At 63.0% G+C, this 24,734-nt stretch carries 23 protein-coding genes and 1 tRNA gene; 15 read left to right on the top strand and 9 right to left on the bottom strand.

Features of this window, described 5'->3' with window-relative positions; genetic code table 11:
• Positions 1-36 precede the first annotated feature (36 nt).
• Positions 37-432, top strand: coding sequence for a hypothetical protein (locus ABNU97_RS03000; protein ID WP_348765268.1), 396 nt, complete (start codon positions 37-39; stop codon positions 430-432).
• A 459-nt stretch (positions 433-891) separates the two neighbouring features.
• Here ABNU97_RS03000 and ABNU97_RS02995 read toward each other — a convergent pair whose 3' ends face one another.
• The 5 genes from ABNU97_RS02995 to ABNU97_RS02975 all read right to left on the bottom strand — a co-directional run bounded on the left by ABNU97_RS02995 (position 892) and on the right by ABNU97_RS02975 (position 7,249).
• Positions 892-1,101 (bottom strand): hypothetical protein, encoded by a 210-nt coding sequence (locus ABNU97_RS02995; RefSeq protein WP_348765267.1) that lies wholly within the window; start codon positions 1,099-1,101, stop codon positions 892-894.
• 233 nt (positions 1,102-1,334) lie between these two features.
• Positions 1,335-4,460, bottom strand: a complete 3,126-nt coding sequence (locus tag ABNU97_RS02990) for a CusA/CzcA family heavy metal efflux RND transporter (protein ID WP_348765266.1) — start codon at positions 4,458-4,460, stop codon at positions 1,335-1,337.
• Between the two features lie 12 nt (positions 4,461-4,472).
• Positions 4,473-5,771 (bottom strand): efflux RND transporter periplasmic adaptor subunit, encoded by a 1,299-nt coding sequence (locus ABNU97_RS02985; RefSeq protein WP_348765265.1) that lies wholly within the window; start codon positions 5,769-5,771, stop codon positions 4,473-4,475.
• The gene (locus ABNU97_RS02980; protein WP_348765264.1) at positions 5,771-7,066 is read right to left on the bottom strand and encodes a TolC family protein; all 1,296 of its coding nucleotides are present in this window, start codon (positions 7,064-7,066) and stop codon (positions 5,771-5,773) included. The genes ABNU97_RS02985 and ABNU97_RS02980 overlap by 1 nt, the downstream gene beginning before the upstream one ends.
• A gap of 60 nt (positions 7,067-7,126) precedes the next feature.
• Positions 7,127-7,249, bottom strand: coding sequence for a hypothetical protein (locus ABNU97_RS02975; RefSeq protein WP_348765263.1), 123 nt, complete (start codon positions 7,247-7,249; stop codon positions 7,127-7,129).
• A gap of 442 nt (positions 7,250-7,691) precedes the next feature.
• Between ABNU97_RS02975 and ABNU97_RS02970 the strand changes: the two genes are divergently transcribed.
• From ABNU97_RS02970 to ABNU97_RS02905, 14 genes are all read left to right on the top strand, one after another.
• The gene (locus ABNU97_RS02970; RefSeq protein ID WP_348765262.1) at positions 7,692-8,720 is read left to right on the top strand and encodes an XdhC family protein; all 1,029 of its coding nucleotides are present in this window, start codon (positions 7,692-7,694) and stop codon (positions 8,718-8,720) included.
• Positions 8,717-9,370, top strand: a complete 654-nt coding sequence (locus ABNU97_RS02965; RefSeq protein WP_348765261.1) for a nucleotidyltransferase family protein — start codon at positions 8,717-8,719, stop codon at positions 9,368-9,370. Before ABNU97_RS02970 ends, ABNU97_RS02965 begins: the two co-directional genes overlap by 4 nt.
• A gap of 202 nt (positions 9,371-9,572) precedes the next feature.
• Entirely contained in the window at positions 9,573-10,154 is a 582-nt protein-coding gene (locus ABNU97_RS02960) for a (2Fe-2S)-binding protein (RefSeq protein ID WP_348765297.1), read from the top strand.
• A 9-nt stretch (positions 10,155-10,163) separates the two neighbouring features.
• Positions 10,164-11,153, top strand: a complete 990-nt coding sequence (locus tag ABNU97_RS02955; RefSeq protein ID WP_348765260.1) for a xanthine dehydrogenase family protein subunit M — start codon at positions 10,164-10,166, stop codon at positions 11,151-11,153.
• A 25-nt stretch (positions 11,154-11,178) separates the two neighbouring features.
• The gene (locus ABNU97_RS02950) at positions 11,179-13,389 is read left to right on the top strand and encodes a xanthine dehydrogenase family protein molybdopterin-binding subunit (RefSeq protein ID WP_348765296.1); all 2,211 of its coding nucleotides are present in this window, start codon (positions 11,179-11,181) and stop codon (positions 13,387-13,389) included.
• 162 nt (positions 13,390-13,551) lie between these two features.
• A complete protein-coding gene (locus ABNU97_RS02945) occupies positions 13,552-14,217 on the top strand; it encodes a response regulator transcription factor (protein WP_348765259.1) in 666 nt (221 codons plus the stop codon).
• 179 nt (positions 14,218-14,396) lie between these two features.
• On the top strand, positions 14,397-14,777 hold the full coding sequence (locus ABNU97_RS02940; protein ID WP_348765258.1) for a hypothetical protein: 381 nt from the start codon (positions 14,397-14,399) through the stop codon (positions 14,775-14,777).
• Between the two features lie 521 nt (positions 14,778-15,298).
• Entirely contained in the window at positions 15,299-17,179 is a 1,881-nt protein-coding gene (locus tag ABNU97_RS02935; protein ID WP_348765295.1) for a methanol/ethanol family PQQ-dependent dehydrogenase, read from the top strand.
• A gap of 108 nt (positions 17,180-17,287) precedes the next feature.
• Entirely contained in the window at positions 17,288-17,884 is a 597-nt protein-coding gene (locus ABNU97_RS02930) for a cytochrome C (RefSeq protein ID WP_348765257.1), read from the top strand.
• Between the two features lie 48 nt (positions 17,885-17,932).
• The gene (locus ABNU97_RS02925; RefSeq protein WP_348765256.1) at positions 17,933-18,832 is read left to right on the top strand and encodes a quinoprotein relay system zinc metallohydrolase 2; all 900 of its coding nucleotides are present in this window, start codon (positions 17,933-17,935) and stop codon (positions 18,830-18,832) included.
• Positions 18,829-19,734 (top strand): quinoprotein dehydrogenase-associated SoxYZ-like carrier, encoded by a 906-nt coding sequence (locus ABNU97_RS02920; RefSeq protein WP_348765255.1) that lies wholly within the window; start codon positions 18,829-18,831, stop codon positions 19,732-19,734. Before ABNU97_RS02925 ends, ABNU97_RS02920 begins: the two co-directional genes overlap by 4 nt.
• On the top strand, positions 19,734-20,645 hold the full coding sequence (locus tag ABNU97_RS02915) for a quinoprotein dehydrogenase-associated putative ABC transporter substrate-binding protein (RefSeq protein ID WP_348765254.1): 912 nt from the start codon (positions 19,734-19,736) through the stop codon (positions 20,643-20,645). The genes ABNU97_RS02920 and ABNU97_RS02915 overlap by 1 nt, the downstream gene beginning before the upstream one ends.
• Positions 20,638-21,375, top strand: a complete 738-nt coding sequence (locus tag ABNU97_RS02910; protein ID WP_348765253.1) for a hypothetical protein — start codon at positions 20,638-20,640, stop codon at positions 21,373-21,375. The genes ABNU97_RS02915 and ABNU97_RS02910 overlap by 8 nt, the downstream gene beginning before the upstream one ends.
• Positions 21,375-21,974, top strand: a complete 600-nt coding sequence (locus ABNU97_RS02905) for a DUF3280 domain-containing protein (protein ID WP_348765294.1) — start codon at positions 21,375-21,377, stop codon at positions 21,972-21,974. Before ABNU97_RS02910 ends, ABNU97_RS02905 begins: the two co-directional genes overlap by 1 nt.
• A gap of 32 nt (positions 21,975-22,006) precedes the next feature.
• Here the strand turns inward: ABNU97_RS02905 and ABNU97_RS02900 are convergent, their stop codons facing one another.
• From ABNU97_RS02900 to ABNU97_RS02885, 4 genes are all read right to left on the bottom strand, one after another.
• The gene (locus ABNU97_RS02900) at positions 22,007-22,504 is read right to left on the bottom strand and encodes a DUF302 domain-containing protein (protein WP_348765252.1); all 498 of its coding nucleotides are present in this window, start codon (positions 22,502-22,504) and stop codon (positions 22,007-22,009) included.
• Between the two features lie 33 nt (positions 22,505-22,537).
• A tRNA-Leu gene (locus ABNU97_RS02895) sits at positions 22,538-22,624 on the bottom strand.
• 107 nt (positions 22,625-22,731) lie between these two features.
• Positions 22,732-24,378, bottom strand: a complete 1,647-nt coding sequence (locus ABNU97_RS02890) for an acetolactate synthase large subunit (RefSeq protein WP_348765251.1) — start codon at positions 24,376-24,378, stop codon at positions 22,732-22,734.
• Positions 24,379-24,466: 88 nt separating this feature from the next.
• The coding region (locus ABNU97_RS02885; RefSeq protein ID WP_348765250.1) for a hotdog fold thioesterase at positions 24,467-24,734 on the bottom strand (268 nt) is incomplete at its 5' end.

Raw genomic sequence — 24,734 nt, 5'->3', positions numbered from 1 at the left:
CTGCGAATAACTTCATCGCCGGCCGATACAGATTGGATGAAGACGAGTATCAACTACTTTGCCATGGCCTTGGCCGTAGCCGCGGGCGTGTACGTGGGGAATCTGGCAACGGATTTCACGCGGCTTTGGGTCACAACTTCGATGCTTTCCGAGGCGATAGCGCGACAGCCATCGTTCACGGTCAACGAACAGCTGGCCAAGGAGCGCGGCCCACAGGCAGCGCGCGAACAGCGTCAGCGCTCTGACCAGATGCTTGAGCAACGCAAGGCGTCGCCCGATGGTCGTCGTCTTTATGTGCAATGCGACGTGTGGCGTCGAAACTACGATAAGACACCGACCGATACGACGCGGCGATACGCGGATTTCTACTGTGACCAGTATCGCCAGTACCTGGATACCGGCGTCATTACCAACGACAAGCCGCCGTTCTAGCTTGTTGAATGTTCGAGTGGTGACGGCTGCGGGCATTAGCTATAGCAACCGATTCGGGTGTGTGCGTGATCCGGCCGCGAGCGTGGGTGTGAATGTCACGATGCGGAGCCGTCTAATGGAGAACCGATTCGCTGCACCCGCTGGCTATTGCGATCGATAACCGGCGGGCTAAGCATGGACGCGATGTGGGCTAGTACTCTCTACGCAAGCATATAAGACTGTTCATAATGTATATTATGTTAAATACAATATTAAGCTGGCCAACGGCCTGTGTTTCGCGGATATATTCGCACCGCCTGGCTCCTACTTCATAGAGTCGGCGATAGTCGCTTCGAATTCGTTTTCGATGCGACCGGCCAAATGGGTCGCAAACTGATTTACGACACGAGCCGCCAGAACAGGCGTGCGCGTGTCCACACAGACACGCGCTTCTGACAGTTGCGCGAGGTTCGCGACGGCCTAGCGCGCTGCAGCGATCGCCGGTCGGATTTGTGAGCCCTTACGCGACAGCAGCATCTGGGTGCCGAGGATGACGGCGGCCGCAGCCAGCACGGCCCACTGGGCGCCCATACCGCTCGCGACGCCGGCGACGAACCCCAGGATGAAAAACACGGCGACTAGCGTGGTGACCCACGACGCGACCGTCTGGCGGTGGATATTCAAAAGCATGCCATGCTCCATTGATGTGATTGACGACCGGCCCAAGCCGTTTCGGTCAGTCGGCAGCAAACTCGCCCGCAGCGCCATCTGGAGGCTGGCCACGCGCGTGCTTTCTGCCCGACGTCATTCATACAAGCACCCTATTTTACGGCCCTTGTATGACGTTCTTGACCGTTTGCGACGTTTTTTTTGAGATATTTCGCAATCGTCTAGTGCGCGCGCCGTCGCGGCCTCAAATTCATTCACGTCGCTTCATTATTCGGCTCCGCGAACCAGCGATAAACGCTGGGCAGTACGAGCAGCGTCAACAACGTCGAGGTCACCAGGCCACCGATGACGACGGCGGCGAGCGGTCTTTGCACGTTCGAGCCAATGCCGTCGGCCAGCAACAAAGGGATCAGACCGAGGATCGCGGTGAGCGCGGTCATCAGTACTGGCCGCAGCCGATGTTCCGCGCCTGTACGCACCGCCTCATGCAAGGTGTGGCCCTCGTTTCGTAACTGGTTGATATAGGCGACCATGACCACGCCGTTCTGAACTGCGACGCCGAACACGGCGATGAAGCCCACGGCGGCCGGCACGGATAAATACAGGCCGGCAATCCATAGCGTGAAGATGCCCCCGATGATTGCGAACGGAACATTGAGAAAAATCAGTGCAGCATACCGCAGGCTGGAAAATGCGCTGTAAAGCAGCAGAAAGATCAGCGCCAGTGTGACCGGAACGACCAGATAGAGCCGCTTCATCGCGCGTTGCTGATTTTCGAACTGGCCACCGAAATCTACGAAATACCCGGCCGGCAAATCGATCTCACGATCGATGCCTTGCCGCAGGTCGGTGACCACCCCGCCCATGTCCCGCCCGCGCACATTCATCTGTACGAACAGTCGGCGACTGGCGTTGGCGCGCGAAATCTTTTTCGGCCCGGTCCGTATATCGATATCGGCCACCCGCGACAACGGGATTAGCGCGCCGTCGGGCGCGCGCAGACTCAGGTTTCGAATCGCGTCGATACGCGAACGCTGGTCCGGTTCCAGACGCATGAAAATATCGAAGCGCCGTACGCCGTCGAAGACCTGGCCAACCCGGGCGCCGCCGACGCCCAGCGAGAGCGTCTCGAGCACGTCGTCCACGCTGATGCCAAAACGTGCAAGCGATGCGCGATCGGGGCTTATGACAACCTGCTGCTTGCCGCCCTGCTGCTGTACCCGGACATCCACGGCACCTTTCGTATTCCGTGCAATATCGGCAACACGGGCGCCAAGGTCGGCCAACGAGTCGAGATCATCGCCAAAAATGCTCACGACCAGCTCCGCCTGGACGCCCGAGAGCAGCTCGTCGGTACGCAACTGGATGGGCTGGGAGAAATTGTTGGCGAGGCCCGGGACGCGCTCGGCCAGGCGTGCCGCCATGGCATTCTGCAGACTTTCGTAGTTATGGCCGCCCTGCCAGGTATCCAGCGGCTTCAGATTCACCGTGGTGGCAATGACATTGACCGGCTCGGGATCGCCGCCGACCTCGGCGCGGCCCACTCTCGAATAGGCACCGGTCACTTCGTCGAACGCCCGGACCGTGGCCTGTACCCGTTTTCCGTAAGCGATGGCCGAATCGAGGCTCGCCCCGGGTGGCAGCGTGGATCGAACCATGAACGTGCCCTCGCGCAGCGTGGGGAGAAACTCCGTACCCAGCCGCGGGAATACGCTCAGGCTTGCAATGAACAACAAAACGGTGATGGCGAACACGGTACGCGGCGACGTGAGAGCGGCGTCGCGCAGCGGTCTGTAGCCGGCCTTGAGCCACGCAATCAGCCGGGGTTCGCGCAACGCGTCGGCGCGTGGAAGCACCAGTACCGCCAATACCGGAACCAGGGTGAGCGATAACAACAAGGCGGCCGCTAGGGCAAAGCTGATGGTATAGGCCATCGGTGAAAACAACTTGCCTTCCACGCCCTGCAGGGTGAACAACGGCAAGAACACCAGAATGACAATGGCAACCGCGAACACGATGGGTCTGCCGACCTCGCGCGCGGCAAGGCCCACGATACGCGCCAGGTCGGCATTGCCCTCGCCTTTGTCGCTTGCGGCGGTCTTTGCGTGTTCGCCGAGGCGGCGCACGATGTTTTCGATCATGACCACGGAGCCATCGACCATCATGCCGATCCCGATCGCCAGACCGCCCAGGCTCATCAGATTGGCGGACAGGCCCGACAGGCGCATGGCGATGAAGGCCACCAACAGGGATAACGGCACGCTCGAAACCACGATCAGCGTCGAGCGCAGATTGCCCAGAAACACATAGAGCAACCCCAGCACCAGAATCGCGCCAAGCAATAAGGCCTGGACGACCGTGCCGGTTGCCTTGTCCACGAGTTCGGCCTGGGAGTAGTACACCCGCGTGGTCATGCCTTCGGGCAGCGAATCGTTGATTTCGTCGAGCTTGGCGTTCACTCGGTGGAGCACGCGCTGGGTATCCGCACCGATGAGCTTGAGCACGTAGCCGCCCACCGACTCCTCGCCGTTGGCAATTTCGGCCCCGCGCCGGATAGCCCGGCCATAGCCCACCTCGCCGATATCCTGTACGTAGACGGGCGCGCCGTTTCGCGTGGCGATTCGAGTATTGCGTAAATCCGCCAGCCCCGCGTCACCGGCCGATACCCAGCCGTAGCCACGAACAATGTATTCCTCGCCGCCGCGTTCGATGAACGATGCGCCGACGTTGCGGTTGTTACGCGCCAGCGCAGCCCGAACATCGGCGGGCGCAAGCCCACGCGCCGTCAACGCGTCCATATCCAGTATGACCTGATACTGCTTTTCGTAGCCGCCGATCGACAGCACGCCGGTGACGCCCTCTACAGTGCGCAGTTGCGGCTTGATCAGCCAGTCCTGCGCGGTCCGTCGGTCCATGAGCGAATGATGGGCGCCCGGTTCGTTTTCGACCGAGTACATCAGGATACGGCCCAGGCCGGTGGTGATCGGTCCGAGCTGCGGCTCGCCGAGCCCGGTCGGCATTTCGCGGCGTGCGTCGGCGAGGCGTTCGTTGACCAGGCGGCGGGCAAAATAGATATCGGTGGCGTCGTCGAAATAGACGTCCACGCGCGACAGCCCGAATATCGATGTCGACTGCACCCGATCCAGCCCGGGCAGCCCATACATGCTGATTTCGATCGGATACGAAATCAGCGTTTCGATATCGACCGGTGACAACCCCGAGCTCGCGGTATAGACCTGGACCAGTGTGGGCGTGGCGTCGGGAAAGGCATCCACCGGCAGTGAGCGCAGGGAAAAGTAGCCGCCCAGCGCAAGCGCCGCGGCGGCAACCAGTACCAAAAGACGGTTCGCCATGGCCAGGCGACTGATGGCGTTGATCATGATCGGTTCGCCCTAGTGTGAATGCGTCGCGCTGCGCCCGGCGGCGGTCAGCGCGGCCTTCAAATCGAAGGCCCCCGCCACGACCAACGGCTGGCCGACCGACACGCCGCTGCTGATTTCCACCTGACCGCTGCTCTCGCGGCCCGTGGTGACCGGCGTAAAGACGAATACGCCCTCGCCCTCGCCGGGAACGAACACGCCCTGGCGAGCCCCGATCTGCTGAACCGCATCGATCGGCACTTGTGTATGGCGGCTGCCCGACGCGATCGAATCCGGGGCGTCGCCCTGCCCAGCGGCGATGGTCGCGGTCGCAAACATGCCGGCGCGCAGCAGCCCGTCGGGATTGTCCACGATCGCGCGTACCTGCACGGTCCGGGTCTGGGCATCCAACCGAGGCGATATCCAATCGACCCGCCCGGTAAAACGTGCATCCGGAAACGGACGCACATCGAAGCGCACGCTCTGACCCTCTTCCAGGTACGACAACGCCTGTTCGGCGGCATCGATCATCAGCCACATGCGGGTGTTGTCGACGATATGAATGGGCGTTTCGTTTGCATTCAGCGTTTGCCCCGCCACCAGATCGCGTCGTGCGACCACACCGGCGCGCGGCGCAATCAGTTTCATACGTGACAGCGGGACGTCGGCGCTGTCGTCGATGGCATCGATCGCCGCCTTGTCCAGCCCATACAGGTGAAGCTCTGCACGTTCTGCGCGTCGCTCGGCCCGGGCCTGTTCGTAGGCGGCACGGGTTTCGGCCAGATCGGACTCACTTACAATCTGATCGGCCGCCAGTTTGCGATCGCGTGCATACGCGGCCTGGCGTGTGCGATAGCGGGCCGTTGCGGTGAGATAGGCGGCTTTCTCCTTGCCGAGCGCGACGCTATCGAGCACGGCCAGAGTATCGCCGGCTTCCACCCGTGCGCCCAGATCGACGGCCACCGCGACCACCTTCGCTTGCAAGCGCGGGCCGACGCGTGCCACCCGGTCGGCGTCGAATTCCACCGTGGCCGGTGCTTGTATGGCTGCGCCCGGATCAGTGCCCCCGGCAGGCGCGACCCGGATGTCCAGCGCCTCACGCTGTTCGGCGTTCAACTCGACCCGATTGGGGTCGTGCTGCGTATCATCCGGTCGGTCGTGGTCGCCGCCCTCATGCGCGTCGTGCTCTGCGTGGGGACCGGAGGCGTGCACCTGTTCGCCGCCTTGTGTGCGGCCATCGTTATCAGCCGGTGCACCGTTGCAGGCAGCCTGACTCAAGAGCAGCACCACCGAACCCGCGATCGCTATCTGTCTGAATAGTCGGTTGTTCATTATTCGCCCTGCCCGTTTGCCATGACGATCAAGCCACCGGTGGCCCGTTCGAGATCGGTACCGGCCCTCACCAGCGAAGCGAGCGCGTCGAGATAATCACGACGTATATCGATGAGATTGTTCTGCGCCGAGGTGATCGCCGGGGCCCCGACCTTGCCGGCCGCAAACGAACGCCGGGTGAGTTCGAGCGTGCTCTGCGCCGCGTCAAGCACCGCATCGCTGAGCACATCGGCGCGCTCGCGTGCGGCCCGATAGGCGCTCAGGCCCGACAGCACCTGGAGACGAACCTCGCGTTGCAGGTTGGCGGCATCGAGTTGAGCCTCGGCCAGATCCGCGTCGGCGATCTGGCGTTCGCCTTCATAGCGGTGCAGCAGGGGCAACTCGAAACCAATGCCGCCGCCGGTGATATCGGCCCCGCCGGCGCTGCGCCCACCGGCTTCTTCGCGATAGAAACCGAATACCGTGAGATTGGGTATGATCTGGCGTTCGGCCAGCGCGAGTTGCTTGCGTGCGGCTACGATCCGGGCGGCCGCTGCCTGCAGATCGCCGCGCTGTTGTACCGCCCGGTCGAGCAACCGTGCCTGGTCCGGTAATTCAAGCCGGCGAAACGCGAGCTGGCCTTCGATCGACAGATGCCGTGCCGGATCGATCGCCAGCAGATTCTTGAGGCGCAATCGTGCCTGTGTGGCCGCATCGTGCGCGGCCGCTGCGAACGCCCGCGCACGCTGCAGGCCGAGTCGCGCCGCATTGGTTTCGATCCGCGTACCGGCGCCCGCGTCGAGCCGACGACGTGCATAGTCGTCAAGCTGGCGATTGGTATCGACCACGCGCTCGGCGGTAGTCACCGCCTGCTCGGCCACCAGCACCGAAAGGAATGCCGCGCGCGTGCGCGCCGCAACGGTCGCAGTCAGGTAGGCATGGTCGGCCTGAGCGGCGGCCAGGGACTGGTCGGCGGCCGCGGATCGCAGCCCCGCCTGGCCCGCAATCCAGAACGTCTGGCTGATGCGGATACCGATATCGGTATCCGCGCCGCCCGGCTGGTCGCGTCGACCGGCTTCGAGTTCGACGCGCGGATTGGACGGGACGGCCACATCGGCGTGCACCGCTTCGCCGCCCAGTCGGCGGATACGAATGGCCGCCGCACGAACCGCGGGGTTGTACTCATCAGCCCAGGCAAGCGCGGCGTCCAGCGTTAACGGCTGGGGGATTTGAACGACCGCGCCCGCGCGCACGGCCAACAGCAGCAGGCATGCACCGAACACGGTGGCGCCTGCCGTAGAACGACAGAAAGACATGAGCGAACCTCATCGCAAGGAATCGATACGCGCTGACAGGCAGCGCGCGAGGCCAACGATTCAGGCGATGGGTGGATCGATCAGTGGGGCATGCGTCAGGCTGACATACGGCTTGCCGCGGCCGGTATGCGACAGCGCCGCCCCCGCGAACTGCACGGCCGCCAGATACGACCGCAAACCCACCAGGTGAGCACTGGCGTGACAGCAATGATCGCTGTGGCTGGCGTGATCCGTGCTGCCCGGTGCCGTCGCCGGTTGCGTCGAGCGCTGTGGTCTCGATATGGGCGTGGGCGCTGCCCTGCTCCGCCGGCCAATCGATATGCCCCGCCCAAGCCTGTGTGCTGACCGCCACGAAGGCGATCAACAATACGGCGACGAGCCGTTGCAGGGTCGGATGGCGAGCGCTCATGGGCGGAATGCTAGCATAGCCCCGGCCACAGTAGCGGCGCGGCTGACAGTGCCCGGGCGCTGCCAGCCGTCGACACGCGCTGCGGGCGCGGCATTGTATTGTGTGCGATCATATTGGTTAATCGCGGTCCAGGCGTGGTTCAAGCGATACCCCATAACACGGCCCGCTCGTCGCCCTGGTGACACGCGTTGGCGCAAGCGGCTAATGTCGGAGCACATGACAGACACTCTTATCTCCTTTACTGATCGTCGGCGTGATACACGGCCAGCTGCGACGCCACGGGCGCAATGGCCGGCCTGGCCCGTCTACGGCCTGATCGACGATCTCTACCCGGTGGTCGCGGGCTGGCATGCCGACGGGCATCGTGTCGTGCTCGCGACGCTGGTGGCCGTTACCGGCTCATCGCCCCGTCCGCTCGGCAGCGAGATGGCAATCAATGATCGCGGCGAAGTGGCCGGCTATGTATCCGGCGGCTGCGTGGAAGGCGCCGTCGCGGCGCAGGCGCTCGATGTGCTCAAAACGGGCGAACCGGTCATGCTTGACTATGGTGCCGGTAGCCCGGTGCTGGACGTACAGCTGACCTGCGGCGGTCGTATTGGCATATTCGTACGCGCGCTTGAGGAGCCGGGCGCGTTTATCCAGCATTGGGAGCAAGCGCGCGACCAGCGACAGCCACTGAATGTGGCGATCGACCTAGATACCGGCACGCACCGCTACGGGTCGGCGCAGCCCGCAGGCAGTGATCGCGTATTTCGCCAGCGTTATCTGCCGCCGGCGCGGCTCGTCATCGCTGGTGGCGACCCCGTAACCCTCGCACTGGCTCAGCTGGCACCGAGTTTCGGTTATGAGGTGGTCCTGCTTCGGCCGTACGGGCCGCCTTCGCCGCCGCCGGGCACGGCATTGGCGCATTACGACACCCGCCCGCTGGCGCGCGCGCTGGCGGCGCTTGAACTGGATCCTTTCACGGCGCTGTATACCCTCACGCACGATATCGACGACGACCATGCTGCCCTGGCGAAAGGGCTGTCTTCGCCAGCGTTCGCGGTCGGCGCCCTCGGCAGTCGAAGCAAGGCATCGGATCGCAGCGCACGCCTGCGCGCGGCCGGCTTTTCCGATTCGGATCTGGACCGGCTGCATACGCCGGCCGGCCTGGCAATCAATGCCCGCGAGCCGCGCGAAATCGCCCTGTCGGTATTGGCCGAACTGGTCGCGCTGCGACCGCGCGTGAACGCGGCCACGGCTTGATTGGAGCCATCGTACTGGCCGCTGGCGCATCCACGCGCTACGGCTATAGTTCCAAGCTCCTCGCCGGGTTCAGCGGACAGCGCGTTATCACGCGAAGCCTGGCGGCATTGGACGATCAGCCACTTCGGCCCGTCGTGATTGTCACCGGCCGGGCGTCACGGCGCGTGCGCGACACGATTCGGCGACGCCCCGACGGGCGCCGAAGGTATCGGTTCGTTAACAACGCCGACTATCGCAGCGGTATGGCACAGAGCCTGCATTACGGTCTGCAAGCGCTGCCCAGCCGGTGCCAGGCGGCGCTGATCTTGCTGGCCGACATGCCGAATCTCGAGCGCCGTACCGTGGCAAGACTCTGCCGGCTGTGGCGGCCTGGGCTGGATTATGTTCGGCCGGTGTGTCGTGGCCGGCCGGGGCATCCTGTGATCGTGGCACGCCGTTTGTTTGCAGAGCTGGCCACTCTCGAGGGTGATCAGGGCGCCAAGGCGGTGCTTGAACAGGTACCCACAGAGCGCTGTCGCTTGATCGAAGCACCGCCCGGCTGCGTACAGGATGTCGATACGCCCACTGCGTTACGCCATGCGCAAAAGACCTTCAATCGGACTGATAGCGAAAACCAAACTGTCTCGATCCGTTCATCGTTTATGGTGTAGAAGTATCGGTATTACCGATGCATCCAAACACCGTAATTAAACAAATAAACAAGAAAAGAATATTCCACCGAGCGACGCGCCGAGCGTTGCCCCAAAACTGGAGAAATCCATGAGCAACCGCGAACCCCGCGGCACCGCCAGTGACGCTGGCGAGGCAACACGCCCGGGTCAACCCAAGCATTCGGCCTCCCGTCGTCGTTTCATGAAGACCGTCGGCATGTCCAGCATCGCTGCCGCAACCTCGGGCGCCGGTATCGGCCAGGCCTTCGCCGATGATGGCCAAGCCCCGGCCGCGACCGGCGATGCGCCGGCCGCCGGCAAGACCCGGGTCAAGTTCAAGATCAACGGGCAGATGAAGCAGATCGATGTCGCCCCGAACGTGATCCTGCTGGACGCGATTCGCGACGAGCTGCAGTTGACCGGCACCAAGAAAGGCTGTGACCACGGCCAGTGCGGCGCCTGCAACGTGCACGTCAACGGCACGGTCATCAACTCCTGTCTGAGCCTCGCGGTGATGCACGACGGCGACGAGATCACTACCGTCGAAGGCCTGTCCGAAAACGGCGAGCTGCATCCGATCCAGCAGGCGTTTCTGGATGAAGACGCCTATCAGTGCGGCTACTGCACCGCAGGCCAGATGATGACCGCGACCTACGTGCTGAACAGTTCGCATATCGGCGACAGCGACGACGCCGTGCGCGAAGCCATGAGCGGCAACATCTGTCGCTGCGGCGCCTACAAGAACATCCTCGCGGCGGTTCAATCCACCCGCGGCAAGGTCTAGGAGGCGGCCATGCGAAATTTCGAATATCAGAAAGCCGATAGCGTGAATGCGGCCGTGACCGCCCATGCCGGCCAGGCCTCGTCCTTCGTGGCCGGCGGCACCACCCTGCTCGACCTGGTCAAGATCGACATCATGCAGCCCGAGCGCGTGGTGGACGTGAACGGTCTGCCGCTTTACGACGTCGAAGCACTCGACGACGGCCGGCTCAAGATCGGTGCGATGGTCAGCAATACCGATCTCGCCTATCACCCGACGGTGGTCGAAAAATACGCGGTGCTCTCCGAAGCGCTGTTGTCGGGGGCTTCGACCTCGCTGCGCAACAAGGCAACGACCGGCGGCAACGTGATGCAGCGCGTGCGCTGCCCCTATTTCCGTGACGGCGTATCGGCCTGCAACAAGCGCGAGCCAGGGTCCGGCTGTGCCGCGATCGGCGGCCATAACCGCAGCGTGCATGCCGTGCTGGGAACCAGCGAACAGTGTATTGCGACGCATCCGTCCGATATGTGCGTGGCCATGGCGGCCATCGGCGCAAAAGTGCTCGTGACGGGGCCAAACGGCGAACGCGAAATCGATTTCCTCGACTTTCATCTGCTGCCCGGCGATTCGCCGGAGAAAGAGCATGCGCTGGACGTCGACGAATTGATCACCCACGTCGTGCTCGATGCGCCTATCGAGGGTAGTCGTTCCACCTATCTCAAGCTGCGCGATCGGGCGTCCTACCAGTTTGCGCTGGCGTCCAGCGGCGTGATCGTGGCCACCGAAGGCAACACCATTCGGGATGCCCGAATCGCGCTGGGCGGGGTCGGCACCAAACCCTGGCGTGCCCGCGAGGCCGAGCAGGCCCTGATCGGCGAGCCCGCCACCGAGCAAAGCTTCAAGAAGGCCGCCGAGATCGCTTTCAAGGGCGCCACGCCCTACGAACACAACGCGTTCAAGATTCCGCTCGGCCAGCAGGCGATCGTACGTAGCCTGACCCACGCCACCGCGGCCCGAGCGTAGAGGACAACCCATCATGACCGACAAGATTCAAGCCAAGATCATCGGTGCGTCCAAGCCGCGTATCGATGGCCCGCAGAAGCTGCGCGGCGAAGCGATGTACGCCGCCGATCATCATCTGCCGAACATGGCCTATGCCTATGGCGTGTTCAGCACCGTAGCCAGCGGCACGATCGACCATATCGATCTGTCGAAAGCGAAACAGATGCCGGGCGTGATCGATATCTTCCATCACGACCATTTCCCTGATCTGTATCGCACCCCGAGCAGCTTTGCCCAGGAAAACAAGGTGGACGAAACCCGTCTGCCGTTCGAGGACGGCAAGGTTTACTACCCGGGCCAGTTCGTGGCGCTGGTGGTCGCCGATACGTTCGCCAACGCCCGGGCGGCCGCCTATGCGGTAAAGGTCGATTACAGCGCCGACGCCGAGCCGATCGCCACGCTCAGTCAGGCGCTCGAGCGCGGCGGCGAGCCCAAAACGGCCAAGTCCAGCGGCCACAGCCGTGGCAATCCGGATAGCGCCTACGAGTCGTCGACCAACCGTATCGACGTCACCTATGTCACGCCCATGGAAACGCATAACCCCATGGAGATGCATGCCAGCACGGCGAGCTGGGAAAACGGCGACCTGGTGCTCTACGAAGCGTCGCAGGGGGTGATCTTCGCGCGCAACGTCATGGCCAAGGTGTTCGGCCTGGCGCCGGAGCGTGTCGAGGTGCGCTCACCGTTCATCGGGTCCGGGTTTGGCAGCAAGCTCTGGATCTGGCCGCATGCGATCGCCGCGGCGGCCGCCTCCCGCGAGGTCGGCCGGCCGGTGCAGCTGGTCGTGCCCCGCCAGCAGATGTTCACCACCACCGGGCATCGCCCGCCCACACAGCAGCAGATTCGTATCGGCGCCGACGACAACGGCAAGCTCACCGCCCTCACCCACGACTCGATCAACACCACGTCGATGGTCGATACCTATGTGGAAAGCACGGGCAGCTGCACGAAGAGTCTCTACGACTGCGAAAATCTGCGCGTAAGCCATGCGACCATCGGCGCCAATCACGGTACGCCGACGTCCATGCGCGCCCCGGGGGCAGCGCCCGGACTGTTCGCGCTGGAATCAGCCATGGATGAAATGGCCGAAAAGCTGAACATGGACCCGCTCGAGTTTCGCAAGGCGAACTACACCGAGCGCGACCAGAGCATGGATCTGCCCTTCTCCAGCATCCACCTGATGGAGGCCTTCGATAAGGGCGCAGAGAAATTTGGTTGGGCGAAGCGCGATCACGCGGTCGGCTCGATGCGCGACGGCGACGAAATCATCGGCTGGGGCATGGCCGCCTGCAACTGGGAAGCGCTGAAGATGAACTGCGATGCGCGGGTTTCGCTGCGTGCCGACGGTACGGCGTATGCCTCCTGTGCAACCCAGGATATCGGCACCGGCACCTACACGATCGTGGCCCAGGCGGTATCCTCGATCACCGGTATTCCGCTCGACAAGATCGAGGTGGAGCTGGGCGACTCGAGCTACCCGAGCGGCCCGGTGTCGGGCGGTTCCTGGGCCACGGCCACCACCCTGCCCGCCATTGCCGAAGCCACGCGATCGGCCATCGAAGCATTGAAGAGCTATGCCATCGGCGACGGCGGCGCCTTTGCAGGCGCCAAGGCCGACGATCTGAGCTTCGACGACGGTAAGCTCAGCGACGGTGATGGCAAATCGGTCGCCTATACCGACGTACTCGGGCAGCTCAAGCTGGCCAACGCCGACGGCGAGGCCCACACCCCGGGCGCCCCCCAGGGCGAATATTCCTTCCGCTCCTTCGGTGCCCATTTCGTCGAGGTTCGCTGGGATCCGGGCATCTCCCGCCTGCGGGTATCCCGTGTGGTCAGCGCTATCGACGTGGGTCAGATCATCAACGAAAAGACCTCGGCGAATCAGGTCGAAGGCGCGATCGCGATGGGTATCGGCATGGCGTTGTTCGAGGCCACCGAGTACGACGAACGCTCGGGGCTACCGGTGAACAACAACTATGCCGAATACCTTGTTCCGGTACATGCCGATCAGCCCGATTCGGTGGATGTCATTCTGCTCGACCACCCGGACTATGCCTTCAACGAGTTTGGCGCGCGTGGCATCGGCGAGATCGGTGTGACAGGAATGGCGGCAGCGGTTGCCAACGCCGTGCACCATGCCACCGGCAAGCGAATTCGCGAGTTGCCGATTCGTCTTGAACAGCTGATGAGCGCATAGCACGTGGCGGTATGCACGAGGGCGGCTGCGGCCGCCCTTCGTGTTTGTGGCACGCCCTTTGTCGATTCATCAATTTTATTCGCCTCTAGCGTTAAACCTTTGTGCCGGAACGATGTCTTAGAGCGTATCGCTGCTGGATATCAATTAAGGCAAAACGTGACGATGGACGTATTGATCATCGAGTCCGACGATCGCCGGGCGATCGATATCGGCGATTATCTGAGCAGTCGGGGTGACGATCCGGATTTCGCCTCCGATGGCGCCTTGGCAATTCGCCTTTGCGATGCACATCGCTACGATGCGGTCATTCTCGATCCCGACCCGCCAAGGGTCGATGGGGACGGGCTATGCAGCCGCCTGCGTGCCGGCCTCGGTTCCGGCCCGCCCATCCTTGTACTCACCGGCAGCGACCGGGCGCCCCGCGAGCCGATCGCCAATATCGAGAACTGCGTATTGGCGTCCAACGAATTGCCAGACCTTTATGCCCGTCTCGAGTCGGCGGTGCATTACAAGCGACGGCGGCTCAAATCGGTCGGTAGCGCGGCCCTCCAGCTCGACCCCGATCTGGGCGTTGCCCACTGTGCCGGCGAAACGGTGCCACTGGCCCCGACGAGCTACCGCATCCTGGAACTGCTGGTTCAGGCGCATCCCGACATCGTCCTGCGCGAAACCATCGAGAACGCGGTCTGGCCGGAGTGCCGGCCGGCGTCGGAAGCCGCCCTGCGCGGCCACGTGCACAGGCTTCGCCAGCTGCTCGCCGAAGTGGGCGGGGAATCGCTCATTCGTACCGTACGCGGCGTGGGCTATCGGTTGAGCGACGCCGTCTAAGCGCCGGGCTAGCGGGCGGCCGCAGGCGAGCGACGGCCATGGTGTATCTACACGTCGCGGTCTGCGGTTCGAACGCGCCTGCTTTGCCATACGGGGCGGCCAAGTCGCGTTTGCGCCCCTGGCCCGGATCGGTGCAATGTAAGCCGGCACCTATACAAAAATAATTATGGAGGAGACCGATGCGATACATGCTGCCGCTGCTGGCCGCGGGCGGGCTGTGCCTGCCGCTGCCGGCGCTCGCCGATAGAACCCCCGCCCATGACTACCCGACACAGGCCCGGGTCGAATATGCCTACGAGTGCATGAATCGCCTCGGTGGCGAGAACTACGACACGCTCTACAAATGCTCATGCAGCATCGACTACATTGCCGATCGGCTGCCCTATGACGAGTACGTCACCCTTGATACCTACCAGCGTGGCCAGAATGCCGCTGGCGAGCGCCCCGAGGTTTTGCGTGAAGGCTCGATCGCCCGTGAGAGTCGAAATCGACTGGCTGCCATCAAGGCGCAGGCGGCGCAGCAATGCCTGATCGAGCCGAGCACCGGCACGCGCGACTGAGGCTTTTCGGGCGATTCGACAGCCTTTTTTCATAGACCTTGGTCTTACTCAAACCACTGTAAAACGACGGTTTATGCTGCGCCGCAGCGCGCTGGGAGCCGATCCGGGTCCGCGCTTTGAAGGCACTCCTATGGTGAATTAGGCGTATGTGGGAAACGAACGCATGTGCGTGACATGCATCTGTCCGGATCGCGGACTTTTTTCACAGCTGTTGCAGCGCGGGCGTTCGGCTCGGTCGGGAAAAGATCCCGCCCATCAGGATCGGGAAAAAATGACTTGCAACACGCGTTTCGAGTTCTTCGAATCCGTTGACGCCACCGTTGCGCCGTGCTATCGAAAACGTGAGGGGATTGACCGGACGCACCGTTCGTACAGGCCCCGCTCGGCACGGCCTGATCCGTACAAAAAACAATGGCCGATGCCATATAAAAATTACGTGACGGAGGAGAAACGTCGTGAAACTACAACCCGCCATAGGGACGCTACGCCTGGCAACGGCTGCGCTAGCCGTGTCCTCGCTGCTGGGGTCCGGTCTCGTCTTTGCCCAAGGCGAGAAGGCTGAGAAAGACAACAACGGCTCGGCCACTCAGAGCAGTCAAGGGCAATCGACCGACCTGGTCGAAATGCAGAAGAACCCCGATAACTGGATCATGTGGAGCGGCCAGTACAACGGCCAGCGCTACAGCGAACTCGATCAGATCAACAGCGAAAACGCCGGTCAGCTTGCACCGGCCTGGACATTCTCGACCGGCGTGCTGCGCGGTCACGAAGGCGGGCCGCTGGTCAAAGGCGACACGATGTATATATCGACGCCCTTCCCCAACAAGGTATTCGCGCTGGATCTGGAAACCCACGCCATCAAGTGGAAGTACGAACCGGTCCAGGACCCGCGCGTCATCCCGGTAATGTGTTGCGATACCGTCAATCGCGGGCTGGCCTATGGCGACGGCAAGATATTTCTCCAGCAGGCCGATACCACGCTGGTCGCGCTTGATGCCGACAGCGGCAAGGTGATCTGGAAGAGCGTGAACGGCGATCCGAGCAAGGGCCAGACCGCTACCAACGCCCCGCTTGTGGTCAAGGACAAGGTCATCACCGGCATTTCCGGCGGCGAATTCGGTGTACGCGGTTATCTGACCGCCTACAACATCGACGACGGCAAGCTGGCCTGGCGTGCCTACAGCACCGGTCCGGATGACACCATGCTCATCGACCCGGACAAGACCATCGACGCGATCACCCAGAAGCCGGTCGGCAAGGATTCCAGCCTGAAGACCTGGGAAGGCGACCAGTGGAAGATCGGCGGGGGCACCACCTGGGGCTGGTTCACCTATGACCCCGACCTCGACCTGCTCTACTACGGCACCGGCAACCCGGGTACCTGGAACCCGACCCAGCGGCCCGGCGACAACAAGTATTCCATGACCCTGTTCGCCCGCGACCCGGATACGGGCGAGGCGAAATGGCTCTATCAGATGACGCCGCACGACGAATGGGATTACGACGGCGTCAATGAAAAGATCCTCGTGGACCAGGAGATCGATGGCAAGCAGCGCAAGCTCGTCGTCCACTTCGATCGCAACGGCTTTGCCTACACACAGGACCGTACCAACGGCGAGCTGCTGGTCGCCAAGAAATACGACCCGGCCGTGAACTGGGCCAGCGAAATCGATATGGAGACGGGCCGTCCGAAGCTGGTGTCGGAATACTCCACCGATGGCAAGGTCAACCAGAACGTCACCAATATCTGCCCGGCCGCGCTGGGTTCGAAGGACCAGCAGCCGGCCTCCTATTCGCCGAAGACCGGTCTGTTCTATGTGCCCACCAACCACGTGTGCATGGACTACGAGCCGTCGAAGGTAGATTACACCGCCGGCCAGCCGTACGTGGGCTCCACCGTGGCCATGTACCCGGGCCCCAACGATATCGTCAATCCGGTCAAGGAGTTCGAAGGCAAGCGGATGGGCACATTCATCGCCTTTGATGCCACCACCGGCGAGATCAAGTGGTCGGTACCCGAGCGCTTCTCGGTATGGAGCGGCGCCCTGGCCACCGCCGGCGATGTGGTGTTCTACGGCACGCTGGAAGGCTATCTCAAGGCCATCGATGCCAAGACCGGCGAGGAGCTTTACAGCTTCAAGACCCCGTCGGGGATCATCGGCAACGTCAACACCTGGAAATATGACGGCAAACAGTATATCGGCGTGCTCTCCGGTATTGGCGGCTGGGCCGGTATCGGCATGGCCGCCGGCCTGACCGACCCGAACGCCGGCCTGGGGGCCGTGGGTGGCTACAAGGATCTGAAGAACTTCACCCAGCTGGGCGGTGTTCTGACCGTATTCACCCTGCCCGACGCCGTCGCCGAAAAAGCGCGTACCAGCGAAAAAGTCGCGTCCAAGTAACGCGTATTGGTATGCCTTACCTGCCCGTATCCGTTCTGCTTGGCGCTCGACGGATACGGGCTTTTTCTTGGCCGCGAAGCGGCTCAAGGTGCAATCGAGGAGTTTCCTATGATCCCCAATCGCCAGACGATCGTCGTATCGCTCGTCGCCCTGGCTGGCCTCGGACTGGCCACAGCCGCGGTGGGTGCCGACGATGGTCCGATCGTGAACGATTACAGCAGCATGGGCGCCGAATACGGCTATTCGGGCGACAGTAGCAAGAAAGACGAATCGCAGGCCGCAGATACGAGCGCGAGCAAGTCGAGCGGTTCGACTCACTCGCGTGAGCAGGCCGCCGACGACGGCGAGCTTTACCAGGTCGACTGTGCGGGCAGCGACTGCAAGGTCAGCAAGAACGTCATGGTCGGCTACGAAAAGTTCGGCAGCCACTGCGCGCAGTGTCATGCCCAGAACGCGGAAGGCAGTACATTCGCCCCCAGTCTCGTCAAACGCCTCAAGGGCATGAACCAGGGACGATTCACCGCCGCCGTGGCGGGCGGCGTGACGCGACTGGATTCGACCACCGGCCAGTACAGCGTGATGCCGGCCTGGGCGAACAACGAAGACGTGATGAACAACGTGCAGAACATCTGGGCGTTTCTCAAAGCCCGCTCCGACGGCGAACTGCCGGCCGGCAGGCCCAAGCCGATGGACGACAAGAGCTGACCGGCCGTCGTGCGATCGTGTCTGCGGATTCGCCTGGCAGGTCTTGCCATGCTCGCCAGTACCGCTGCGGCGACCGCACAGACGAGGCCTGCATTCGAGGTGGACCGGATCGCGGACGGCGTATTCGTCCACTCGGGCCTGCAGGCCGAGGCCGATGATCGCAACCACGGTGATATCGCGAATCTAGGCTTCGTGATCGGCGCGGACTGTGTTGCCGTGATCGATACCGGTGGCAGCCCATACGTTGGCCGAGCGTTGAGGCGTGCGATCGAGGTGCGTACGTCGACGCCGGTCTGCTACGTCGTCAATACGCATATGCACCCGGATCACGTCTTCGGCAACGCCGCCTTCGCGGATACCGACGCGCGTTATATCGCGGCTGCGGGTTTCGCCCACGCCCTGGCCGCACGGCGTATGACCTATCTCGAGCGCGCAGAGCGTACGCTGGGCGTGGCTGTCAGCGACGGCTGGATCGTCATGCCTGACGACGTGGTCGACTCGCGCATGCGACTCGATCTGGGCGGTCGCTCCCTGGAGCTGACCGCCTGGGCCGATGCGCATACCGATAACGATCTCACCGTATTCGACGAGGCCAGCCATACGCTGTTCACCGGCGATCTGCTGTTCGTCGACCGCGTGCCGGCGATCGATGCCACCCTGTCCGGCTGGCTGGATGTAACGGCGTCGCTCGACGCCCGGGCCCGCGAAGTGGTCCATGTCGTGCCGGGTCACGGCCCGGTCGGGCAAGGGCTGGACGCGATGCTGGCACCCCAGACGCGTTACCTGGAGGCAATCCGCGACCAGGTCCAAAGCTCGATCGATGACGGCTACGACCTCGCCTATACCACCACGCACGTCGCGCGCGGCGAGCGTGATCGCTGGCTGCTGTTCGACGACTATCACGTGCGTAATGTCACGGCCGCCTATACCGAACTGGAGTGGCAATGACGATCAAGCCCAGCTACAACGCTGCGCATACAGACGTCGCGCCCACGCGCGCCCGTGCGAGCACGGCCATGCTATGGCTCGCGGGCCTATGTCTGCTTGCCCTTATGAGTACGGCCGTGGCGGACGTACAACGGCGCGACCAGGACGAAGCGGCCTGGAAGAGCCTGCGTGTCGAGTATTTCGGCGATCGCGCGATTGCCGATGGCCAGGACGTGGTTACGCTCGATGCCCCCTACCGTGCCGAAGACCCGGCGGTGGTACCGATCACGATTACCGATCAGCGCGCCGGTACCGAAGCGTCGCCGATCCACAAGCTCTGGCTCGTGATCGACAACAATCCGGTGCCGATGTCGGCCGCCTTCGAGTTCGGCCCCGCAGCGCGTTCGGCCACCCTCGCCCTGCGCGTACGAGTGAATTCCTATACCTATATACGGGTGCTCGCCGAGAGCAGCGATGGCCAGCTATATATGGTGAAACGCTATGTGAAAGCCAGCGGCGGCTGCTCCGCCCCGATCGGCCGCGATCTGGACGCGGCCCGCAATAACATGGGCCAGATGCGGCTTCGCCGTGTACGCGTCGACGGCAGCGACGAAACACGAAGCCAGCTCATGATCCGGCACCCGAACATCACGGGGCTGCAGATGGACCAGCTTACCCGGCTGGTCGAGCCGCCCCATTTCGTCGATGCCATCACCCTGCGCAAGGGCGACGCCCTGGTGCTGGAGTCGACGATGACCTTTTCGCTAAGCGCCAACCCGAGCCTGCAGTTCGATGTCGCCCGAGACGCGGCCGGCGATCTCGGCGCGCAGGTTCATGACAACAAGGGCAACGAGTTCCGCCAGACCTGGCCGGCCGAGCCCGGCGCCGCCCCAACCCAAACGACCGCCGATGGAAAGACCTGATGAATACCCGCATACCATTCTCCCCCCGACTACGGCGCAACGTGGGCGTCGCCCTGCTCGCGCTGGGCGTAGCCATGCCGGCGCTGGCACAGCGTACGCGCAGCGTCGAAAACCCTGCCGCCGACGCGCTACGGGTCTGTGCCGACCCGAGCAACATGCCCTTTTCCAATGAAGCGGGCGAAGGCTTCGAGAACCGTATTGCCGCCCTGTTCGGCGCCAAACTCGGCGTGCCCGTGGAATACACCTGGATGCCGGAGCAGATGGGCTTCGGCCGCAATACCCTCAAGCGCTGGATTGCCGAAGAGAATCGCTATGCCTGCGATCTGATCATCAGCGTGGGCAGCGCATTTGAAGTGGGCAAGACCACGCGGCCCTATTACCGCTCGACCTATACCCTGGCCTATCTAAAGGGCCACGGTCTCGATACGATCGAACGCCCGGACGACCTGCTCGGCCTGCCCCAGGCACAAAGAGACGACTTGCGGATTGGTGTATTCACCGGCTCGCCGCCAGGGGACTGGATTATTCAGCACGGCATGATCGGTCAGATCGTGAGCTACCGCGCCCAGTCCGGCGGTTACGACGTCGACCCCGCGGATATGGTGGCAAAGGACCTCGTCAACGGCGATATCGATATCGCCGTGGTATGGGGACCGATCGCCGGTTATTACGCCCAGAAGATCGATAGCGTCGATATCGCGGTCGTGCCGTTCGCCCGCGACGACGGGCCGATGTTCGATTTCCCCGTCTCCATGGGCGTGCGCTACGGCAACGACGATTGGCTCAATACCGTGCAAGGGCTCATCGACGACAATCGCGACGCGATCGATGCAATTCTCGACGACTACGGCGTCCCCCGCGTGCCCCTGCGCGACGTCGATCGTCAGATGCCGGAAGACGACGATGATTGAACCGCATACACGCCTTGGCCGAACCCTGCGATATTCGTGGATGTTGCTGCTCGTGCTCGCTTGCACGGCCGCGTCGGCGGCAGCGAAGACCGACAGCGACGCATCCGAACAGCGCGACTTCTCGCAGGCGAACCGGCTGCTGTTCATGACCGATCACCTGAACGACGTACAGGCGCCCGCGACTCTCGCCTACGCCTTTGCCCACCGTGAACACGAGGATAGCGAACGAGATTACGACGACAGGGTGTTGCTGAACATCGACAGCAGCGACCAGGCCGGCAAGCACGTAGCCATCGACTTCCTCAGCGACGAGCGTCATCGCTATATGCCGGAAGTCGATAACGCCCGCGGCAATCCGGTGATCATGATGTTTCTGCAAAACGACGTGTCCACGCTTGCCCAGCAGACCGGCGGCAGCTGGCGCTACTTTCAGCGGCGGGTGAAGTTCGCCCTGCAGGATTCAGCGTCGGTGACCGAGGATACCGCCGACTATGGCGGGGAACAGGTCGCCGTTCAGCGTATCGAACTCGAACCCTACGCCGACGAGCGCGGCCATCGCGAAAAGATGGCCGATGCGGTCAAGCGGCATTACACCTTCGTTATCTCCGATGCGGTGCCGGGCGGCGTGCTCGAGCTGCGCGCGCGCACGCCCGCCGGCGACGGCCGTGGCGAAACACTCGACCGAATGACGCTGCTGCCAACTGATAGCCACACGCCGGAGACGCCGTGATGTGCAAGCCGGCCGTTACCACGGCGCGCAGGCAGGCCATGCAGGCACTGCTCGCCGTGTTGATGGCAATGATATGCGGGGCCGGCATGGCCGACGCCCGCACCGCAGGCGAACCCCGCACGCTGTTGATCCTGCCCTTCGACATGGTCGATTCCAGCCTGCAGGGCGAAATGAACCATGGTCCGCTGGCGGCCGACGTCGCCCGTCTTGAGCGCACCCAGGCGATCGTGCAACGCGCTCTTTCAGCCCGCGAAGAGTTCCGCCTCGTCGATGCCGCACCGATCAATGAGGATATCGCTCAGGCTCGGCAAAGCTATCGCTATCTGTATGAATGCAACGGCTGCGAAATCGATCTTGGCCGGGCCGCAGGCGCCGAGCTGGTACTCACCGGCTGGGTACAGAAAGTCAGCAACCTGATCATCAATATCAATGCCACGCTTTACGACGTCCAGCGCGGGAAGGCCGTGGCAGGGGGTTCGGTGGACATGCGCGGCAATACCGACCGCACCTGGCGTGCCGCCGCACTCTATCTGGTCAACCATAGCCTGGTGTCGAACTACCACGCGCGGGCGATCGACGGCGACGCTGCCACGCCCTAGCGTGGGCACGTCCTACGAGATGCTGCGCCAGATTAGTCCGGCGTCGACTGAACCGGTGCGGTTATCGGCGCAACGGCGGAATCGACGATGTCGCGGATACGACCGTTGATCTCAACCGCCAAAGCATTGAAGGCGGGCCGCTCGGTATCGATCGGTAACAGCCAGCTGGCCACATGGATACGCGCGTCCTTTTCGAATACGGCGACTCGACAAGGCATGTAAAGCAGAAACCCGGGATCGATCGTCAGCAGGCGACGGGCGTACTCCAGATTGCAGAAATGGACAATCGTGGCATCGCCAGAATTACTGTGGCCGCGTTGGCGTATCGCCGCACCGATTTCGTTGCGGGCCGTGATCGCGAAATTGTAAGAACCGATGGCCTGTTCTAGGTCCAGTACGGTATCAACGAACGCCTTGCCCTCGGGCGCGGTGCGCTCGTAGTGACTACGCTCTACCGCGCGGGCGGTGCCGACTAGGCAACCCAGCAGCACGAGTAAGGGGATGATCCGGCTGCAAAAGCGGCGGGTCAAAAGCCGGCATAGCGCTTGGCCGGCTTCGAACGATGGTGCCGTCGGAGGGACTTGAACCCCCACAGCCTTTCGGCTACTAGGACCTAAACCTAGCGTGTCTACCAATTCCACCACGACGGCGCGCCGGCTATGCTAACCGATCCCGGCCGCGCACGCAGCCCCCGCCCCCGCACAAGGCGGGCAGCGGTACGGCCGAGGTACGTCGATCCCGCGATAAAGGGATGCGTTCATCCGTCGAGCACCGATGCCTCGACATGGTGCTCGACGTCCAGCTCCTTGTTCACGCTGTAGTCGACCGGGCAGTCAATCAGCACGACGCCGCCCTGTGCGTAGGCCTGTTCGAGCACATCGTGAAGCGCGTCCTCCGGGCCAAGACGCACGCCGCTGGCCCCGTATGCCTGTGCATACGCAACGAAATCCGGATTGCCGAAGCCCATGCCGAAATCCTCGAAGCCGGCCCCGGCCTGTTTCCAGCTGATGAAGCCATAGCCGTCGTCGCGCACCAGGAGCACGACCAGATCAAGGCCGAGGCGCACCGCGGTTTCCATGTCCTGGCTGTTCATCATGAAGCCGCCATCGCCACAGATCGCCAGCACGCGACGGTCCGGGTGCACCATCTTGGCGGCCATGGCCGCCGCCAGGCCGGCGCCCATACTGGCCAGCGCGTTGTCGAGCAGTACCGTGTTGTGTTCAAACGCCGGATACATGCGCGCGAACCATATCTTGTAGATCCCGTTATCCAGGCTGATGATGTCGCGGCGCCCCATCACCTGACGTACTTCGCGGGCCAGGCGTTGCGGCGTGGGCGGATAGCTGTCTGCCGGTTCACTTTCATGCAGCAGCGTGTCGACATACGCGCGTAGGCGCGCCAGACGGCGGGTGTCGAAGCGGGTGCCCTCGAGGCGGGCGCGCAGGGTCTGCAGCGTATTGGAGATATCGCCCAGCACCTCGTGCGACGGGCTGTAATACTCGTCCGGCTCGGCCGGCACGAAGTCGATATGCAGAATGTCCTTGCTCTTGTCGGCGTTCCAGACCGACGGCGGATATTCGACCACGTCATAGCCGAGGGTTATGACCAGGTCGGCCTCGTCGATGGCACTGTGCACGTAGTCGTGCTTGTGAATACCCATGCAGAACAGGCTCTGCGGATGGTCGTCCGCCAGTACGCCCTTGCCCATCTGGGTGCCGATGGCAAACAGGCCGGTTGCCTCGACAAACGCCTGGAGCTGTTCGGTGATGCGTTTTCGATTCGCTCCGGCCGAGTAGATGATGATGGGCTGGCGCGCCGCGCGAATCATTTCCGCGGCCTGGTCGGTGGCCTGTTCGTCGGCGTTGGGGCGACGCAGCGTCACCCGCCGTTGCGGCACGCTCGGTTCGATTTCCTCGCCGGCGATGTCTTCCGGCAATTCCAGGTGCACGGCCCCGGGTCGCTCGGCCTCCGCGACCTTGAAGGCATGCCGGACGCAGCGCGGGATCACGCCGCTGTCGGTGATCGAATAGTTCCACTTCGTCAGCGGCTTGAACGTATCGACTACGTCGATGAGCTGGAACTTGCCCTGGCGGTTGTCGCGCAGTGCCTTCTGGCCGGTGATGGCGAACACCGGCATACCGCCAAGCTGGGCATAGGCAATGCCGGTCAGCAGATTCGTGGCGCCGGGCCCCAGCGTGGAAAGACATACGCCGGCACGCCCGGTCAGTCGACCGTAGGTGGCCGCCATGAAGGCGGCATGCTGTTCATGGCGGGTGACGACCAGGTCGATATCGCTGCCGCGCAACGACTCGATCAGATCGAGATTCTCTTCCCCCGGCACGCCAAAAACATACTCCACCCCTTCTTCCTCGAGGCAGCGAACGAATAAATCCGATGCTTTCAAAACGATTCCTTGTGTGGCGTTATCTGTTTCGACTATAGCCCATCGTAACGCGCGTTACCTGCGCAGCCGGTCAGACTCGAGCGCCCTCTCAGTCGCGCTCGGCGGCGACCACGGCGACGGTGAGTCGAGATACGCACAGATGACGGTCCTGGTCATCGAACAGGTCGGTCTGCCATACATGGGTACTGCGCCCCACCCGGATAGGGGTACAACGCGCACGTACCGTGCCGCTGGATGCGCCGCGCAGATGGCTTGCGTTGAGCTCGATGCCAACGCATACGAAGCGTTCGCGGTCGACACACATATTCGCCGCCACGCTGCCCATGGATTCCGATACCGCGCAGGAAATACCGCCG

Source organism: uncultured Salinisphaera sp., from assembly GCF_964012375.1.
Taxonomy (GTDB): domain Bacteria; phylum Pseudomonadota; class Gammaproteobacteria; order Nevskiales; family Salinisphaeraceae; genus Salinisphaera.
Note: the sequence above shows the minus strand (reverse complement) of the source record. Positions and strands in the feature narration are given on the sequence as shown.

Bases quoted from the DNA above. Each gene is read 5' to 3' on its own strand.
- ABNU97_RS03000 (WP_348765268.1), top strand. From the start codon at position 37: ATGAAGACGAGTATCAACTACTTTGCCATGGCCTTGGCCGTAGCCGCG.
- ABNU97_RS02995 (WP_348765267.1), bottom strand. From the start codon at position 1,101: ATGCTTTTGAATATCCACCGCCAGACGGTCGCGTCGTGGGTCACCACG.
- ABNU97_RS02990 (WP_348765266.1), bottom strand. From the start codon at position 4,460: ATGATCAACGCCATCAGTCGCCTGGCCATGGCGAACCGTCTTTTGGTA.
- ABNU97_RS02985 (WP_348765265.1), bottom strand. From the start codon at position 5,771: ATGAACAACCGACTATTCAGACAGATAGCGATCGCGGGTTCGGTGGTG.
- ABNU97_RS02980 (WP_348765264.1), bottom strand. From the start codon at position 7,066: ATGTCTTTCTGTCGTTCTACGGCAGGCGCCACCGTGTTCGGTGCATGC.
- ABNU97_RS02970 (WP_348765262.1), top strand. From the start codon at position 7,692: ATGACAGACACTCTTATCTCCTTTACTGATCGTCGGCGTGATACACGG.
- ABNU97_RS02960 (WP_348765297.1), top strand. From the start codon at position 9,573: ATGAAGACCGTCGGCATGTCCAGCATCGCTGCCGCAACCTCGGGCGCC.
- ABNU97_RS02955 (WP_348765260.1), top strand. From the start codon at position 10,164: ATGCGAAATTTCGAATATCAGAAAGCCGATAGCGTGAATGCGGCCGTG.
- ABNU97_RS02945 (WP_348765259.1), top strand. From the start codon at position 13,552: ATGGACGTATTGATCATCGAGTCCGACGATCGCCGGGCGATCGATATC.
- ABNU97_RS02940 (WP_348765258.1), top strand. From the start codon at position 14,397: ATGCGATACATGCTGCCGCTGCTGGCCGCGGGCGGGCTGTGCCTGCCG.
- ABNU97_RS02930 (WP_348765257.1), top strand. From the start codon at position 17,288: ATGATCCCCAATCGCCAGACGATCGTCGTATCGCTCGTCGCCCTGGCT.
- ABNU97_RS02925 (WP_348765256.1), top strand. From the start codon at position 17,933: ATGCTCGCCAGTACCGCTGCGGCGACCGCACAGACGAGGCCTGCATTC.
- ABNU97_RS02920 (WP_348765255.1), top strand. From the start codon at position 18,829: ATGACGATCAAGCCCAGCTACAACGCTGCGCATACAGACGTCGCGCCC.
- ABNU97_RS02915 (WP_348765254.1), top strand. From the start codon at position 19,734: ATGAATACCCGCATACCATTCTCCCCCCGACTACGGCGCAACGTGGGC.
- ABNU97_RS02910 (WP_348765253.1), top strand. From the start codon at position 20,638: ATGATTGAACCGCATACACGCCTTGGCCGAACCCTGCGATATTCGTGG.
- ABNU97_RS02905 (WP_348765294.1), top strand. From the start codon at position 21,375: ATGTGCAAGCCGGCCGTTACCACGGCGCGCAGGCAGGCCATGCAGGCA.